The organism is Burkholderia sp. 567 (genome assembly GCF_040545115.1).
GTDB classification, from domain to species: Bacteria; Pseudomonadota; Gammaproteobacteria; order Burkholderiales; family Burkholderiaceae; genus Burkholderia; species Burkholderia ambifaria.
Map to the genome: position 1 here is coordinate 106796 of NZ_JBEPLG010000001.1, position 16088 is coordinate 122883.

The window sequence follows — 16088 nt, forward strand, 5'->3', positions numbered from 1 at the left end:
GCCTCGTGGCGCGCTGCTTAAAGCCTAGTCCGAACCACACCATGCACGAGAGATACGTACCCGCCGACGTCGAAGCCGCCGCCCAGGGCGACTGGCGCGCAGCCGATGCCTACAAGACGAGGGAAGATTCGCAGAAGCCGAAGTTCTACTGCGTGTCGATGCTGCCGTACCCGTCCGGCAAGCTGCACATGGGTCACGTGCGCAACTACACGATCAACGACGTGATGTACCGCTATCTGCGGATGAACGGCTACAACACGCTGATGCCGATGGGCTGGGACGCGTTCGGGATGCCGGCCGAGAACGCCGCGATGGCGAACGGCGTGCCGCCCGCGAAGTGGACCTACGACAACATCGACTACATGAAGGGCCAGATGCAGTCGATGGGCCTCGCGATCGACTGGTCGCGCGAAATCGCGACGTGCAAGCCCGACTACTACAAGTGGAACCAGTGGCTGTTCCTGAAAATGCTCGAGAAGGGCATCGCGTACAAGAAGACGGGCACCGTGAACTGGGACCCGGTCGACCAGACCGTGCTCGCGAACGAGCAGGTGATCGACGGCCGCGGCTGGCGCTCGGGCGCGCTCGTCGAGAAGCGCGAGATCCCGATGTACTACCTGCGGATCACGCAGTACGCGGATGAGCTGCTGAACGATCTCGACGGCCTCGGCTGGCCCGAGCGCGTGAAGATCATGCAGCAGAACTGGATCGGCAAGAGCTTCGGCGTGAACTTCGGCTTCCCGTACGAACTCGACGGCGAGAAGGCGCTCCTGCGCGTGTTCACGACGCGTGCCGACACGATCATGGGCGTCACGTTCTGCGCGGTCGCGGCCGAGCACCCGCTTGCCACGCGCCTCGCGCAGGGCAAGCCGGAACTGCAGGCGTTCATCGACGAATGCAAGCGCGGCGGCGTCGCCGAAGCCGATGTCGCGACGATGGAGAAGAAGGGCGTCGCGACGGGCTTCTCGGTGTCGCATCCGCTCACGGGCGAGCCGGTCGAGGTCTGGATCGGCAACTACGTGCTGATGAGCTATGGCGAAGGCGCGGTGATGGGCGTGCCGGGCCACGACGAGCGCGATTTCGCGTTCGCGAAGAAGTACGGCCTGCCGATCAAGCAGGTGATTGCGAGCGAAGGGCAGACGTACTCGCTGGATGCGTGGCAGGAATGGTACGGCGACAAGGAAACCGCGGTCTGCGTGAACAGCGGCAAATACGACGGCCTGCGCTATGCGGATGCGGTCGACGCGGTCGCGGCCGACCTGAAGGCCGGCGGCTACGGCGACAAGCAGGTCACGTGGCGCCTGCGCGACTGGGGCGTGTCGCGCCAGCGCTACTGGGGCACGCCGATCCCGATCATCCACTGCCCGTCGTGCGGCGACGTGCCGGTGCCGGAGCAGGACCTGCCGGTCGTGCTGCCGGAAGACCTCGTGCCGGACGGCTCGGGCAACCCGCTCGCGAAGTCGGAAGCGTTCCTGAACTGCTCGTGCCCGAAGTGCGGCGCGGCCGCGAAGCGCGAGACCGACACGATGGATACCTTCGTCGATTCGTCGTGGTACTTCTCGCGCTACACGGCGCCGGACGCCGACACGATGGTCGACGCGCGCACCGATTACTGGATGCCGATGGATCAGTACATCGGCGGCATCGAGCACGCGATCCTGCACCTGCTGTATTCGCGCTTCTGGACCAAGGTGATGCGTGACCTCGGCCTCGTGAAGTTCGGCGAGCCGGCGAAGAACCTGCTCACGCAGGGGATGGTGCTGAACGAGACGTTCTACCGCGAAGACGCCTCCGGCAAGAAGACCTGGTACAACCCGGCCGACGTAACCGTCACGCACGACGACAAGGGCCGCCCGGTCGGCGCGACGCTGAACACGGACGGCCAGCCGGTCGTGCTCGGCGGCATCGAGAAGATGTCGAAGTCGAAGAACAACGGCGTCGATCCGCAGGTGCTGATCGACCAGTACGGCGCCGATACCGCGCGCCTGTTCACGATGTTCGCGGCGCCGCCCGAGCAGCAGCTCGAGTGGTCGGGCGCGGGTGTCGAAGGCGCGAGCCGCTTCCTGCGCCGCGTGTGGAGCTTCGGCGCGACGAACCGCGAGGCGCTCGCCGCGCGCGCGGGTTTCGACGCGGCCGCGCTCGGCGACGCCGACAAGACGCTGCGCCGCGAAATCTACAGCGTGCTGAAGCAGGCCGATTTCGACTACCAGCGCCTGCAGTACAACACGGTCGTGTCGGCCGCGATGAAGATGCTGAACGCGATCGACGGCGCGAAGGGCGCGACGCCCGCCGTGCTGCGCGAGACGTACGGCGTGCTGCTGCGCGTGCTGTACCCTGTCGTGCCGCACGTCACGTTCGAGCTGTGGAAGGCGCTCGGCTACGCGGACGAATTCGGCCCGCTGCTCGACGCACCGTGGCCGAAGGTCGACGAGGCCGCGCTCGAGCAGGCCGAGATCGAACTCGTGCTGCAGGTGAACGGCAAGGTGCGAGGCGCGCTGAAGGTCGCGAAGGACGCGAGCCGCGACGCGATCGAAGCCGCGGCAGTGGCCGACGAAGCGTTCGCGAAGTTCAGCGACGGCAAGCCGGCGAAGAAGATCGTCGTCGTGCCCGGCCGCCTCGTGAACATCGTCGTCTGACGGCCATTGGCCGTCGGGCGCACACAGAAGGAGCGAAGGTGATCCGCAGATCGTTTTTGGGGCTCGTCGGCAGCGCGGTCGCGCTGTCGGCATGCGGTTTCCAGTTGCGCGGCCGGCAGGACTACGCGTTCAAGCGCCTGCTGGTGGCCGGCGCGCCGGCGCCCGTCGAGGCGCGGCTCGTGCGCCTCGTCGAGGCCGGCAGCGACACGAAGATCGTCAAGTCGATGGACGAAGCCGATGCCGTGCTGCGCATGTCGGAGTCACGCGGGCAGAACACGCTGACGCTCAACAAGTACGGCTCCGCGCAGGAATATGCGCTCTACTACACGTTGAACTTCACGCTGACGAGTCAGGACGGCACGCTGCTGATCCCGCCGAGCGCGATCGCGCTGAACCGCGCGATGACGTACAGCGATCAGTACACCAACGCGAAGGCGCAGGAAGCCGAGATTCTGTACGCCGACATGCAGAACGACGCGGTCGACCAGCTGATGCGGCGTCTCGCGATCGTCCACTCGCTGACGCCGGCGCCGGAGGACGTGGTGCCGGGCGTCGCGCCGCGCGCGCCGCTGCCGCCGCCGCCGCTGTGATCGCCGGCGCACGCACCGATGCAATTGCGACTTGATGCGCTGGAGCCGCACCTCGCGAAGGGGATGGCCGGGCTCTACACCGTCTACGGCGACGAGCCGCTGCTCGCGCAGGAAGCGTGCGACCGCATTCGTGCGGCCGCGCGCGCGGCCGGCTTCACCGAGCGTTCGGTGCATACGGTCGAGCGCGGCTTCGACTGGAGCGTGCTGCTCGGCGCGACGCAGGCGATGTCGCTGTTCGGCGAGCGCCAGCTGATCGAGCTGCGCATTCCGTCGGGCAAGCCGGGCAAGGAAGGCGCCGACGCGCTGAAGACGCTCGCGGCGACCCCCAACCCCGACGCGCTGATGCTCGTCACGTTGCCGCGCCTCGACGCGGCAACGCAGAAATCCGCATGGTTTACCGCGCTGCAGAACGGCGGCGTCGCGCTGAAGATCGATCCGGTCGAGCGCGCGCAGCTGCCGAACTGGATCGGCCAGCGTCTGTCGATGCAGGGCCAGCGCGTCGCGCCCGGCGACGACGGGCGGCGCGCGCTGCAGTTCATCGCGGAGCGCGTCGAGGGCAACCTGCTCGCCGCGCATCAGGAAATCCAGAAGCTCGGGCTGCTCTATCCGCAGGGCGTGCTGTCGTTCGAGCAGGTGCACGATGCGGTGCTGAACGTCGCGCGCTACGACGTGTTCAAGCTGAACGAGGCGATGCTCGCGGGCGATGCCGCGCGGCTCGCGCGGATGATCGACGGGCTGAAGGGCGAGGGCGAGGCGATCGTGCTCGTGATGTGGGCCGTCGTCGAGGAATTGCGCACGCTGCTGCGGATCAAGCGTGGCACGACGGCCGGCAAGCCGCTCGCCACGCTGCTGCGCGAGAACCGCGTGTGGGGCCCGCGCGAGCGGCTGATCGGCCCCGCGCTGAACCGCGTGTCGGAACCCGTGCTCGAGAAGGCGCTCGCGTTCGCCGCGAAGCTCGACCGGCAGGTGAAGGGGCTGTCGGCGATCACGCCGGGCCGCCGCTCGCAGGACGATCCGCCGCCCGACCCGTGGGACGGCCTGTTCCAGCTCGCGATGACGGTCGCGGGTGCACGCGGCGAGCGACCGCCACCCGCGGATCGCGTGCGGCGTTAAGCCCCGTCCGGGCCTTCAGCGCACGCATCGCAACCCGCTTACAATATTTCGATACGCTGGCGCGACGGGCCTGCCGCCGCGCCTCACGCTTCCCCACGAATTCACGCCGCGCCAAGCGGCTCGCTTCTCGAGTCACACGATGGATATCGACCAGTACATGACGGACCTGGGCCGCCGTGCCCGGCACGCTTCCCGCGCGATGGCGCGCGCCAGCACGGCCGCGAAGAACGCGGCGCTCGACGCCGTGGCCCGCGCGATCGAACGGGACGCGCAGGCGCTGAAGGATGCGAACGCACGCGACGTCGCCCGTGCCCGTGAAAAGGGTCTCGACGCGGCGTTCATCGATCGCCTGACGCTGTCCGACAACGCGCTGAAGACGATGGTCGAAGGCCTGCGCCAGGTCGCGTCGCTGGCCGATCCGATCGGCGAGATCGGCAACCTCAAGTACCGCCCGAGCGGGATCCAGGTCGGCCAGATGCGCGTGCCGCTCGGCGTGATCGGCATCATCTACGAGTCGCGCCCGAACGTGACGATCGACGCGGCCGCGCTGTGCCTGAAGTCGGGCAACGCGACGATCCTGCGCGGCGGCTCCGAGGCGCTCGAATCGAACGCGGCGCTCGCGAAGCTGATCGGCGAAGGGCTCGAGGCGGCCGGGCTGCCGCAGGATGCCGTGCAGGTCGTCGCGACCGCCGATCGTGCCGCGGTCGGCAAGCTGATCACGATGACCGACTACGTCGACGTGATCGTGCCGCGCGGCGGCAAGAGCCTGATCGAGCGTCTGATCAACGAGGCGCGCGTGCCGATGATCAAGCATCTCGACGGCATCTGCCACGTGTATGTCGACGATCGCGCCGATCTCGCGAAGGCGCTGACCGTGTGCGACAACGCGAAGACGCACCGCTACGGCACCTGCAACACGATGGAAACGCTGCTCGTGGCGAGCGGCATCGCGGCGACCCTGCTGCCGCCACTCGGCAAGCTGTATCGCGACAAGCAGGTCGAGCTGCGCGTCGATGCGGCCGCGCGCGCGGTGCTCGCCGAGGCGGGCGTCGGCCCGCTCGTCGATGCTACCGACGAAGACTGGCACACCGAATATCTCGCGCCGGTGCTCGCGATCAAGGTCGTCGACGGCCTCGCCGCCGCGATCGAGCACGTCAACCACTACGGCTCGCATCACACCGATGCGATCGTCACCGAGGATCACGACCGCGCGATGCGCTTCCTGCGCGAAGTCGATTCGGCCAGCGTGATGGTCAACGCGTCGACGCGCTTCGCGGACGGCTTCGAATTCGGCCTCGGCGCGGAAATCGGCATCTCGAACGACAAGCTGCACGCACGCGGCCCCGTCGGCCTGGAAGGGCTCACGTCGCTGAAGTACGTCGTGCTCGGGCACGGCGAAGGCCGTCAGTAAAGCGAGGCGCACAATTGATGGCAATGCTCTGGGTCAAGACGTTCCATATCGTTCTGATCGCCGCGTGGTTCGCGGGGCTGTTCTACCTGCCGCGCATCTACGTGAACCTGGCCATGGAGACCGATCCGGCCGCGGTGCGGCGCCTGCTGCTGATGGCGCGCAAGCTGTTCCGCTTCATGACGATGATCGCGGTGCCGGCGCTCGCATGCGGGCTGTGGCTCTGGCTCGTGATCGGCATCGGCCAGGGGCAGGGCTGGATCCACGCGAAGGTGACGGTGGTGCTGCTGCTCATCGTCTACCACGCGTATTGCGGCCACCTGCTGCGCGTGTTCGAGCGCGGCGAGAACCGCCGCACCGACAAGTGGTATCGCGTGTTCAACGAGCTGCCGGTGCTCGGCATGCTCGCCGCGGTCGCGCTGGCCGTGATCAAGCCGTTCTGAGCCCTTCCGGCGGCTCTTCCGACGAGCATGCCGGCGGTCGATCGACGCACACATGGAAACGGCGCCCCTCGGGGCGCCGTTTTCATATGCGCGTCGTGCGCGTCAATCCTTCGTCGGATCGTCGATCCGGCGGCGCGTGATTGCCTCCTTCGCGCGGCCGACGCGCTCCATCAGCGCCGGCCCGCGCGACAGCGCGACGCCGACCGCGAGGATGTCGCCGATCGCGAGGTGCGACATCCGCGACGTCATCGGCGAGAACACGTCGGTTTCCTCGGCCACGTTCGACGCGAGGCTCACCGTCGCGAGTTTTGCGAGCGGCGAATGGCTCTGCGTGATCGCGACGACCTTCGCGCCGCACGCGAGCGCGGAGCGCGCGGCATCGACGATGTCGCGCGTGCGGCCGGTGTTCGAGATCGCGACGACGACGTCGTGCGGCCCGAGCAGCGCCGACGACATCGAGAACGTGTGCGGGTCCGAATACGCGACGCTCGGCACGCCGAGCCGGAAGAACTTGTGCTGGATGTCCTGCGCGGCGATGCCCGAGCCGCCGGCGCCGTAGAACTCGATGCGCGACGCGTTCGACAGCAGCGCGATCGCGTCGGCGACGCTGCCGGCCGACAGGCTGTTGCGCACCTCGATCAGCGCCCCGATCGTGCGGTCGAACACCTTGCCGATGATGCCGGGCGCGGGCTCGTCGGGCTCGACGTCGCGATACACCGACGACACGCCGGGCGCCACGCTCTGCGCGAGCCGGATCTTGAATTCGCGAAAGCCGCTGCAGCCGAGCGCCTGGCAGAAGCGCGCGATGGTCGGCTGGCTGACGCCCGCGCGGGTCGACAGCTCGGTCATCGCGAGGTCGAGCACCTCGCGCGGCGCGGCGAGGATGTAGTCGGCGAGCTTGCGCTCGGACGGGCGCAGTTCGGCGCGGATCGCTTCAATGCGAGGCAGCATGGGGCGGCGGATGGAAATGGGGTTCGGGTAGGGAGTGTATCGCAATCAAATTGTAGAAAATCTACATGAAAATGCTAGCTCCAATGCCGGTAATTTCTGCTTCAATTGGGGTGGTGAATTAGGGTTTTCACTAGGTAAAGCCTTACTGGTGGCGGGAATGTGGGTTGCACGCCGGTTGATCTGCATTGCGTCTATGTAGTTTTTCTACTAGACTTGCTTCGTTCGTTCGACGTACTCGACCGTCCCCACGATTCCAACCGCCGGTGTCGTCCGGCATACAGGAGCGCCCAGCATGACGTCGCTGCACCCCACTCTGGCGAAAGTCACCGAACGCGTGATCGCCCGCAGCCAATCGACCCGTTCCGCCTATCTGCAGCGCATCGACGGCGCGCAAGGCAAGTTCCCGGCGCGCGGCGCGCTGTCGTGCGCGAACCTCGCGCACGGCTTCGCGGGTCTCGAAGGCAGCGACAAGTTCCAGATCAAGGCAATCCGCGAGCCGAACATCGGCATCGTGTCCTCGTACAACGAGATGCTGTCCGCGCACGCGCCGTACAAGGATTTCCCCGACATCATCAAGGCCGCCGCGCGCGAGAACGGCGGCGTCGCGCAGTTCGCGGGCGGCGTGCCGGCGATGTGCGACGGCGTCACGCAGGGCAACCCCGGGATGGAGCTGTCGCTGTTCTCGCGCGAGGCGATCGCGATGGGCACGGCGATCGCGCTCACGCACAACATGTTCGACGCGGCGCTCTGCCTCGGCATCTGCGACAAGATCGTGCCGGGCCTGCTGATCGGCGCGCTGCAGTTCGGCCACCTGCCGACCATCTTCGTGCCGGCCGGCCCGATGACGAGCGGCCTGTCGAACGACGACAAGGCGAAGATCCGCCAGCAGTTCGCGACCGGCCAGGTCGGCCGCGACGCGCTGCTCGAAGCCGAATCCGCCGCGTATCACGGCCACGGCACCTGCACGTTCTACGGCACCGCGAACAGCAACCAGATGCTGATGGAGCTGATGGGCCTGCACCTGCCGGGCTCGGCGTTCGTCCATCCGCACACGCCGCTGCGTGACGCACTGACCGCCGAAGCCGCGCGCCGCGTGCTCGACCTGACGGTCGAGCGCGGCCAGTACACGCCGATCGGCCATGTGATCGACGAGAAGGCGATCGTCAACGGGATCGTCGCGCTGCTCGCGACCGGCGGCTCGACCAACCACACGCTGCACCTCGTCGCGATCGCGCGTGCGGCCGGCGTGCTGATCGACTGGAACGATTTCGACGAACTGTCGGCCGTCGTGCCGCTGCTCGCGAAGATCTACCCGAACGGCAAGGCGGACGTGAACCATTTCCACGCGGCGGGCGGCGTTGCGTTCCTGGTGCGCAACCTGCTCGAAGGCGGGCTGCTGCACGAAGACGTGACGACGGTCGCCGGCAAGGGCCTGTCGCACTACACGAAGGAGCCGAAGCTGATCGACGGCAAGCTGACGTGGGTCGACGGCACGGCCGAGAGCCACGACACGAAGGTGCTGCGCGGTATTCGCGAGCCGTTCCAGCCGGACGGCGGCCTGCGCCTGATGCAGGGCCGGCTCGGCCGCGGCGTGATCAAGATTTCGGCGGTCGCGCCCGAGCACCGCAAGGTGACGGCGCCCGCGATCGTGTTCGATTCGCAGGAAGCCGTGCAGGCGGCATTCGATCGCGGCGAGCTGAAGCGCGATTTCGTCGCGGTGGTGCGCTTTCAGGGCGCGCGCGCGAACGGGATGCCCGAGCTGCACCGTTTGACGCCGCTGCTCGGCGTGCTGCAGGATCAGGGCTTCCACGTCGCGCTCGTCACCGACGGCCGCATGTCCGGCGCATCGGGCAAGGTGCCGGCGGTGATCCACGTGTCGCCGGAAGCGCTGCTGGCCGGCCCGCTCGGCAAGGTGCAGACGGGCGACACGCTCGTGATCGACGCGGAAGCCGGCATCCTCGACATCGAGGTCGACGAGGCCGAGTGGCAAGCGCGCGCGGTCGCGCAGCCGCTGCACCAGGCCGACAACGAGACGGGTTTCGGGCGCGAACTGTTCGGCGTGTTCCGCGCGGCGGCCGCGCCGGCCGAGCAGGGCGCATCGGTTTTCGGGACGCTGGTCGGCGAAACGGCCGTCGGCGTCGCTGCATGAATTTCAAGGAGTGTCATCAATGAAGAGGATTGGCGAAATCGTGAAGCTGGGCCCGGTGATTCCGGTGCTCGCATTCGACTCGGTCGAGCAGGGTGAACACGTTTCGCGCGCGTTGCACGCGGGCGGCGTCAAGGTGCTCGAGATCACGCTGCGTACGCCGGCGGGCCTGGAGGCGATCCAGCGCGCGAGCCAGCTCGCGGAGGACATCGTCGTCGGCGTCGGCACGATCACGAAGCCCGAGCACTGCGCGCAGGCGAAGCGCGCGGGCGCGAAGTTCGGCGTGTCGCCGGGCCTGACGAAGGACCTGCACCTCGCGTCGCTCGACGCGGACCTGCCGCTGCTGCCGGGCGTGATGACGCCGAGCGACATCATCCAGGCGCTCGAATTCGGCTACGAGATCGTCAAGTTCTTCCCCGCGCAGCAGGCCGGTGGCGTGCCGATGCTGCAGGCGTTCCACGGCCCGTTCCCGGCGCTGAAGTTCTGCCCGACGGGCGGCATCACCGCCGAAAGCGCACCGAGTTTCCTGAAGCTGCCGAACGTCGTGTGCGTCGGCGGCTCCTGGCTCACGCCGAAAGCCGCGCTCGCCGCGCAGGACTGGGCCGAGGTCACGCGCCTCGCGCAAACCGCGAGCCAGCTCCCCCGCTAAGACTTGTACGAAATGATCGTTTGGCCCTCGGTAAACGAGCGCTTAGTGCTTGTTTTACCGAGGGTTTTTGCTGATGGAACCGGTTCTATCCGCGGGCCGCAAAGATAAGTAAAATTCAGCGTCCTCACGGGGGTACCCCGTGTTTCGGAGACCTGCATAGCCGGGCATACTCGCAACACCTCGCCCGGTTCGAACAAATTCTAGGAGGAGTGCCACATGGGGGCTGTCCAAGGCAGCATGCTGCTCGTATTCACGCTGATCGCGATTGCCGCGCTGATCCTGATGATCGCGCGCTACAAGATCTACCCGTTCCTGGTGCTGATCATCGTTTCGCTGGGCCTCGGTCTCGTCGTCGGCATGCCGATGGACAAGATCGTCAAGTCGTTCGAAACGGGCACCGGCGGCACGCTCGGCCACATCGCGATCGTCGTCGGCCTCGGCACGATGCTCGGCAAGATGATGGCCGAATCGGGCGGCGCCGAACGGATCGCGACCACGCTGATCGACTGGTTCGGTGAGAAGAACATCCACTGGGCGATGATGTTCGTCGCGATCATCGTCGGCCTGCCGGTGTTCTTCGAAGTCGGCTTCGTGCTGCTGATCCCGATCGCGTTCAACGTCGCGAAGCGCACCGGCAAGTCGCTGCTCGTCGTCGGCCTGCCGATGGTGGCCGGCCTGTCCGTCGTGCACGGGCTGATCCCGCCGCACCCGGCCGCGCTGCTGGCCGTTCAGCAATACGGCGCCGATATCGGCAAGACGATCGCCTTCGGCCTGATCGTCGGCGTGCCGACCGCGATCATCGCCGGTCCGCTGTTCGCGCTGGCGATCTCGAAGTTCGTGAAGCTGCCGGAAAACAATCCGCTCGCCGCGCAGTTCGTCGATACGCACACGGAAGGCCGCAAGCGCGAACTGCCGAGCTTCGGCATCACGCTGTTCACGATCCTGCTGCCCGTCGTGCTGATGCTGGTCGGCAGCTGGGCCGACCTGGTGTTCGCGCCGAAGTCGCTGCCGAACAACCTGCTGCGCTTTGCCGGCAACTCCGACGTCGCGTTGCTGATCGCCGTGCTGGTGAGCTTCTTCACGTTCGGCAAGCTGCAAGGCTTCAACCGCGACCAGATCCAGAAGTTCTGCGGCGAGTGTCTGGCGCCGATCGCCGGTATCACGCTGATCGTCGGTGCGGGTGGCGGCTTCGGCGGCGTCCTGCGCGACAGCGGGATCTCGCAGCAGATCGTCGAGACCGCGAAGCACGCGCATCTGTCGCCGCTGCTGCTCGGCTGGTTCGTCGCGGCGCTGATGCGTCTCGCGACGGGTTCGGCGACGGTCGCGATGACGACGGCCTGCGGCATCGTCGCGCCGATCGCGGCGGCGTCCGGCGCGGCGGTCAGCCCGGAGCTGCTGGTGCTCGCGACGGGCTCGGGCTCGCTGATCTTCTCGCACGTGAACGACGGCGGCTTCTGGCTCATCAAGGAATACTTCGGGATGACGGTCGGTCAGACGTTCAAGACCTGGTCGCTGCTTGAAACCATCATCTCGGTGCTCGGTCTTAGCTTCACGCTGGTGCTGAGCCTGGTTTTGTAACAAAGGGGTAGTCAATGATTCTGATCGCAATGGGCGTGTCGGGCGCGGGCAAGTCGCGAATCGGCGAAATGCTGGCGGAACGCCTGTCGTGCAGCTATACCGACGGCGACGCGTTTCACAGCGCGGCGAACAAGGAAAAGATGCATCACGGCATTCCGCTCACCGACGACGACCGCTGGCCGTGGCTGCGCACGATCCGCGCGGCCATCGAGGAAAAGCAGCGCGCCGGCGAGACGGCCGTGTTCACGTGCTCGTCGCTGAAGCGGTCGTACCGCGACGTGCTGCGCGGCACCGACACCGACGTGCGGTTCGTGTATCTGAAGGGTTCGTTCGAGGTATTGCAGGAGCGCCTGAAGAGCCGCACCGGCCATTTCTTCGATCCGTCGCTGCTGAAGAGCCAGCTCGACACGCTCGAGGAGCCGGGCCCGGACGAAGCGATCGAGGTCAGCATCGAGTTGACGCCCGAACAGATCGTCGATGAAGTGATGGTGAAGATCGGCTTCGCGCAGCAGCACTGAGCGCGGTTTGCCGCAATCTTCATGAAAAAGGCGCCTTCGGGCGCCTTTTTCGTTGGCGGCGCGCGCCGGTCAGGCGGCGTGCGCGTGCCGCGCGATGCCGTCGAGCAGCACGTCGAGCATCGTGTCATGCACGACGGCCGGATCGAGCCGTGCATAGAGCGGCGCGGCCGATTTGACGAGCGGATGCGCGGTATCGGACAGCGCATCCATTTCCGCGAGCTCGACGTCGTTCGCGGGCCGCGTGAGGCCGCCGGCCTCGGCGGCGGCGAGCCCGATCACGCTCGCATACCAGCCGACGCACACGGCCGGCAGTGCGGTGCGCGCGATGCCGGCGTCGGCCAGCGCGCGGTGCACGGCCTCGATGTGCGCGAGATCGGCCGGCCCGGTGCTCATGTGCCGCTGCAGCAGCGCGAACGCGGCCGGGTAACGCAGCGCGAGCGCGCGGTACTGGCGCGCGAGATCGCGCAGCCGGTCGCGCCACGGCAGCGTGTCGTCGACCGGCACGAGCGAGCGCGACAGCGCATTCGCGATCGCACGGGTCAGGCCGTCCTTCGACTTGAAGTGATACAGCACGCTCATCGGGTCGCAACCGACCGACTGCGCGAGCTTGCGCACGCTGAACGCGGCTTCGCCGACCTCTTCGAGCAGCGCGAGCGCGGCTGCGACGATCGCATCCTTGTCGAGGCCGCGCGGGCCTTGGGCGGGTTTGTCTTTCATGGGGGCGGTGGTGGCGTGCGACTGTCAGCTTGACGAAAGCATATTCTACGCTGTAGAATTATTTCTGCGGTGTAGAAATTGGGTGTCCCGGCACCTTTCAATACGTGCTTTCGCACAGTCCCGGGATCCAGGCAGACATACACGTGTCTGCCGTCAACACGGGCCATCGCGCCCTTTATCTCGTTGACACCCAAGTGGAACCGGCTGCCCCACCCGCGAAGCCTCACGGCCCTTCGACTGGCGGCCCAAGACCATGCAAGTGCAATCATGACCACCAACAACAAACCCCTGATCCAGGGCGAATCGCGTTTCGACCAGACGCAACTGAACATCGAAAAGGACAACTGGAACTGGAGCGAGCCGTCCCGCTACGACGGCGAGCGTCCGGCCAACTGGTACGAGGCGTCGCTGTCGCGCCATGAAAACAGCGCGCCGCTCGCGCACGACGCCGTGTGCGACGTGCTGGTGATCGGCTCGGGGCTGCTCGGCGCATCGGCCGCGCTACATCTCGCGGAAGCGGGCGTCGACACGATCCTCGTCGACAAGCATCACGTCGGCTCCGCGGCGTCGGGCCGCAACGGCGGCCAGCTCACGCCGGGCCTCGCGCGCTGGGAAGCCGCCGACATGATCGACTACCTGTCGCACGACGATGCGAAGCGGCTGTGGCGCTTCGCGTCGACCGAATCGATGGATCTGATCGACGAAATCGGCGCGCGTTACGCGCTCGACCTCGATCGCAAGAACGGCCACGTGACGGCGGCGGTCCACCCGGGCCACATGAGCGCGCTGCTCGACGGCGCGGACGCCCGCCGCCATCTCGGCGACGCCGGCGTGACGCTGGTCGGCCGCCATCAGCTGCACGACGAATACGTGCGCTCGGGCCTGTATCACGGCGCGGCGATCGACGCGCTCGGCGGCCAGCTTCATCCGCTCGCGCTGGTGCGCGGCCTCGTGCACGGCTTCCAGTTGAACGGCGGCGCCCTGTACGAGGGCACCGAGGTGCTCGAGCTCGACGAAACGCCCGCGGGCGTCGTCGCGACGACGCCGGGCGGCACGATCACCGCGCGTCGCGGCGTCGTGCTCGCGCTGCACAACACGACGTTCCGGCTACTGGACGACGGCGGCGCGACCACCGTGCCGTTCTTCACGTATGTGAGCGTGACGGCGCCGCTCGACGTCGATGTCGCGACGCTGATGCCGGCCGGCATGCCGGTGTACGACACGCAGTTCCAGATCGACTACTACCGGCCGGTGCGCGGCAACCGGCTGCTGTTCGGCGGGCAGGGCACCGGCTCGTGCTGGCCGCAGCAGGACGTCAACGCGTATCTGCTGACGCGGCTGAACACGGTGTTCCCGCAGCACGACGGCCGCTTCGCGCTCGACTACTGCTGGAGCGGCGTCAGCGACTTCACGCTGAACGGCGCGACCGACAGCCGCAAGACCGACGGCCGCGTGCCGATGTACATGGTGCAGGGCTGGAGCGGGCACGGCGTCGCGCAGACGGTGCGGATCGGCAAGGCGATCTGCGATGACTTCGTCGGACGCAACGACGATTTCTCGATGCTGACCGGCATCGACCATCGCGAGATTCCGCTCGGCCGGCAGCTGTCGCCGATCGCGATTCCGGCCGCGAAGGCGGCGATGAGCGTGATGAGCGCGCTGAATCCGGGGCGGATGATCTCGTTCTGAGGTGCCGGTGTTCCGACGCGCTGGCCGCGCGCCGGTCGCCAACGAAAAAGCCCGATGCGAACTTCCTCGCATCGGGCTTTTTTCCGTCCGTTTTCCGTCCGGTAACGGCGGCGCTTACGCGATCCGCTTCGCCAGTTCGACGGCCTTGCCGATGTACGACGCAGGCGTCATCGCGAGCAGGCGATCCTTCGCGTCCTGCGGAATCGCCAGCGTGCCGACGAATTCCTGCAGCGCTTCGCGCGTGATGCCCTTGCCGCGCGTCAGTTCCTTCAGCTGCTCGTACGGGTTCTCGATGCCGTAGCGGCGCATCACCGTCTGCACCGGCTCCGCGAGCACTTCCCAGCAGTTGTCGAGATCTTCGTTCAGGCGCTGCGGGTTCACTTCGAGCTTGTCGAGGCCGCGGATCAGCGAATCGTACGCGAGCAGCGAGTAGCCGAGCGCGACGCCCATGTTGCGCAGCACCGTCGAGTCGGTCAGGTCACGCTGCCAGCGCGACACCGGCAGCTTGTCGGCGAGGTGGCGCAGCGTCGCGTTTGCGAGGCCGAGGTTGCCTTCCGAGTTCTCGAAATCGATCGGGTTGACCTTGTGCGGCATCGTCGACGAGCCGATTTCGCCGGCCTTCGTCTTCTGCTTGAAGTAGCCGACCGAGATGTAGCCCCACACGTCGCGGTCGAGGTCGAGCAGGATCGTGTTCGCGCGCGCGACCGCGTCGAACAGCTCGGCCATGTAGTCGTGCGGCTCGATCTGGATCGTGTACGGGTTGAACGTCAGCTTCAGGCGGTTCTCGATCACGTCGCGCGAGAACGCTTCCCAGTCGAATTCCGGATACGCGGAGAGATGCGCGTTGAAGTTGCCGACCGCGCCGTTCATCTTGCCGAGGATCTCGACCTTCTCGATGCGCGCGATCGCGCGCGCGAGCCGCGCGGCGACGTTCGCGAGTTCCTTGCCGAGCGTCGTCGGGCTGGCCGGCTGGCCGTGCGTGCGCGACAGCATCGGCTGCTCGGCGTGCGCGTGCGACAGCGCGACGAGGCGCTGGTGGACCGTGCGCAGCGCCGGCAGGATCACGTGCTCGCGCGCGCCGGCGAGCATCATCCCGTGCGACGTGTTGTTGATGTCTTCCGACGTGCACGCGAAGTGGATGAATTCGCTGGCCTTTTCGAGCTCGGCCTGGCCCTTGACCGATTCCTTCAGCCAGTATTCGACGGCCTTCACGTCGTGGTTCGTCACGCGCTCGATTTCCTTGATGCGCGCGGCGTCGTGCGCGGTGAAGCGCTCGGCGAGCTGCAGCAGGAATTGTTCGGCGGCGTCGGAGAAGCGCGGGACTTCCGCGAAGCCGGCGCGCGACAGCGCGATCAGCCAGTGCACCTCGACGGTGACGCGGTGGCGCATGAAGGCGGCTTCGGAGAGCCAGTCGCGCAGCGCTTCGGTCTTGCTGGCGTAGCGGCCGTCGATGGGCGAGAGCGCGGTGAGGGCGAAAAGCGTATCGGGACGAGTGTCGGACATGATCGGGCGGGGCCTTGGAGCCGGGGCGAACGAGGGGGAGGAGAATCCGGCATTTTACCATTGGCGCGGGTCAATTCCGGCCGAACCGGTTCGGCCGGCCCTGCTGCGGGCGACCGGCGTGCACCCGGCGGCCGGCCGTCGCGCATC

General features: G+C 67.1%; 13 protein-coding genes. 10 read left to right on the plus strand and 3 right to left on the minus strand.

All coding sequences use genetic code 11. From position 1 onward, the window contains the following. Nucleotides 1-41 precede the first annotated feature (41 nt). The 5 genes from leuS (at nt 42) to ABIC50_RS00535 (ending at nt 6190) form a co-directional block, all read left to right on the plus strand. Nucleotides 42-2636, plus strand: coding sequence for a leucine--tRNA ligase (gene leuS, locus ABIC50_RS00515; RefSeq protein ID WP_229080173.1), 2595 nt, complete (start codon nt 42-44; stop codon nt 2634-2636). 38 nt (nt 2637-2674) lie between these two features. Then, the gene (locus ABIC50_RS00520; protein ID WP_011655959.1) at nt 2675-3226 is read left to right on the plus strand and encodes an LPS-assembly lipoprotein LptE; all 552 of its coding nucleotides are present in this window, start codon (nt 2675-2677) and stop codon (nt 3224-3226) included. Nucleotides 3227-3244: 18 nt separating this feature from the next. Further along, nucleotides 3245-4339 (plus strand): DNA polymerase III subunit delta, encoded by a 1095-nt coding sequence (holA, locus tag ABIC50_RS00525; RefSeq protein ID WP_229080174.1) that lies wholly within the window; start codon nt 3245-3247, stop codon nt 4337-4339. A gap of 139 nt (nt 4340-4478) precedes the next feature. Next, a complete protein-coding gene (locus ABIC50_RS00530) occupies nt 4479-5750 on the plus strand; it encodes a glutamate-5-semialdehyde dehydrogenase (RefSeq protein ID WP_354161018.1) in 1272 nt (423 codons plus the stop codon). A 17-nt stretch (nt 5751-5767) separates the two neighbouring features. Then, nucleotides 5768-6190, plus strand: coding sequence for a CopD family protein (locus tag ABIC50_RS00535; protein ID WP_011655962.1), 423 nt, complete (start codon nt 5768-5770; stop codon nt 6188-6190). Between the two features lie 102 nt (nt 6191-6292). Here ABIC50_RS00535 and ABIC50_RS00540 read toward each other — a convergent pair whose 3' ends face one another. Further along, nucleotides 6293-7141 carry a MurR/RpiR family transcriptional regulator gene (locus tag ABIC50_RS00540; RefSeq protein WP_050013824.1) on the minus strand — a complete coding sequence of 283 codons (849 nt, stop codon included), beginning with the start codon at nt 7139-7141 and terminating at the stop codon, nt 6293-6295. A gap of 292 nt (nt 7142-7433) precedes the next feature. Between ABIC50_RS00540 and edd the strand changes: the two genes are divergently transcribed. From edd to ABIC50_RS00560, 4 genes are all read left to right on the plus strand, one after another. Continuing rightward, on the plus strand, nt 7434-9290 hold the full coding sequence (gene edd / locus ABIC50_RS00545; RefSeq protein WP_138848247.1) for a phosphogluconate dehydratase: 1857 nt from the start codon (nt 7434-7436) through the stop codon (nt 9288-9290). A 19-nt stretch (nt 9291-9309) separates the two neighbouring features. Then, entirely contained in the window at nt 9310-9936 is a 627-nt protein-coding gene (gene eda / locus ABIC50_RS00550; RefSeq protein WP_105834724.1) for a bifunctional 4-hydroxy-2-oxoglutarate aldolase/2-dehydro-3-deoxy-phosphogluconate aldolase, read from the plus strand. Nucleotides 9937-10152: 216 nt separating this feature from the next. After that, nucleotides 10153-11514, plus strand: a complete 1362-nt coding sequence (locus ABIC50_RS00555; protein ID WP_229061636.1) for a GntP family permease — start codon at nt 10153-10155, stop codon at nt 11512-11514. 14 nt (nt 11515-11528) lie between these two features. Continuing rightward, nucleotides 11529-12032: a gluconokinase gene (locus ABIC50_RS00560; RefSeq protein ID WP_006753807.1), complete on the plus strand. Its 504-nt coding sequence runs from the start codon at nt 11529-11531 to the stop codon at nt 12030-12032. 69 nt (nt 12033-12101) lie between these two features. Here ABIC50_RS00560 and ABIC50_RS00565 read toward each other — a convergent pair whose 3' ends face one another. Next, a complete protein-coding gene (locus ABIC50_RS00565) occupies nt 12102-12749 on the minus strand; it encodes a TetR/AcrR family transcriptional regulator (RefSeq protein ID WP_011655966.1) in 648 nt (215 codons plus the stop codon). Between the two features lie 267 nt (nt 12750-13016). On the opposite strand from ABIC50_RS00565, the gene ABIC50_RS00570 reads away from it, so the two are divergent. Continuing rightward, a complete protein-coding gene (locus tag ABIC50_RS00570; RefSeq protein WP_354161021.1) occupies nt 13017-14438 on the plus strand; it encodes an NAD(P)/FAD-dependent oxidoreductase in 1422 nt (473 codons plus the stop codon). A gap of 114 nt (nt 14439-14552) precedes the next feature. On the opposite strand, the gene purB is transcribed toward ABIC50_RS00570, so the two are convergent. Then, entirely contained in the window at nt 14553-15941 is a 1389-nt protein-coding gene (gene purB, locus ABIC50_RS00575; RefSeq protein ID WP_354161022.1) for an adenylosuccinate lyase, read from the minus strand. Nucleotides 15942-16088: the final 147 nt, after the last annotated feature.

What these genes read in the sequence shown, in the direction of transcription:
- leuS (WP_229080173.1), top strand. Translation starts at nt 42, where the DNA reads ATGCACGAGAGATACGTACCCGCCGACGTCGAAGCCGCCGCCCAGGGC.
- holA (WP_229080174.1), top strand. Translation starts at nt 3,245, where the DNA reads ATGCAATTGCGACTTGATGCGCTGGAGCCGCACCTCGCGAAGGGGATG.
- ABIC50_RS00530 (WP_354161018.1), top strand. Translation starts at nt 4,479, where the DNA reads ATGGATATCGACCAGTACATGACGGACCTGGGCCGCCGTGCCCGGCAC.
- ABIC50_RS00535 (WP_011655962.1), top strand. Translation starts at nt 5,768, where the DNA reads ATGGCAATGCTCTGGGTCAAGACGTTCCATATCGTTCTGATCGCCGCG.
- ABIC50_RS00540 (WP_050013824.1), bottom strand. Translation starts at nt 7,141, where the DNA reads ATGCTGCCTCGCATTGAAGCGATCCGCGCCGAACTGCGCCCGTCCGAG.
- edd (WP_138848247.1), top strand. Translation starts at nt 7,434, where the DNA reads ATGACGTCGCTGCACCCCACTCTGGCGAAAGTCACCGAACGCGTGATC.
- eda (WP_105834724.1), top strand. Translation starts at nt 9,310, where the DNA reads ATGAAGAGGATTGGCGAAATCGTGAAGCTGGGCCCGGTGATTCCGGTG.
- ABIC50_RS00555 (WP_229061636.1), top strand. Translation starts at nt 10,153, where the DNA reads ATGGGGGCTGTCCAAGGCAGCATGCTGCTCGTATTCACGCTGATCGCG.
- ABIC50_RS00560 (WP_006753807.1), top strand. Translation starts at nt 11,529, where the DNA reads ATGATTCTGATCGCAATGGGCGTGTCGGGCGCGGGCAAGTCGCGAATC.
- ABIC50_RS00565 (WP_011655966.1), bottom strand. Translation starts at nt 12,749, where the DNA reads ATGAAAGACAAACCCGCCCAAGGCCCGCGCGGCCTCGACAAGGATGCG.
- ABIC50_RS00570 (WP_354161021.1), top strand. Translation starts at nt 13,017, where the DNA reads ATGACCACCAACAACAAACCCCTGATCCAGGGCGAATCGCGTTTCGAC.
- purB (WP_354161022.1), bottom strand. Translation starts at nt 15,941, where the DNA reads ATGTCCGACACTCGTCCCGATACGCTTTTCGCCCTCACCGCGCTCTCG.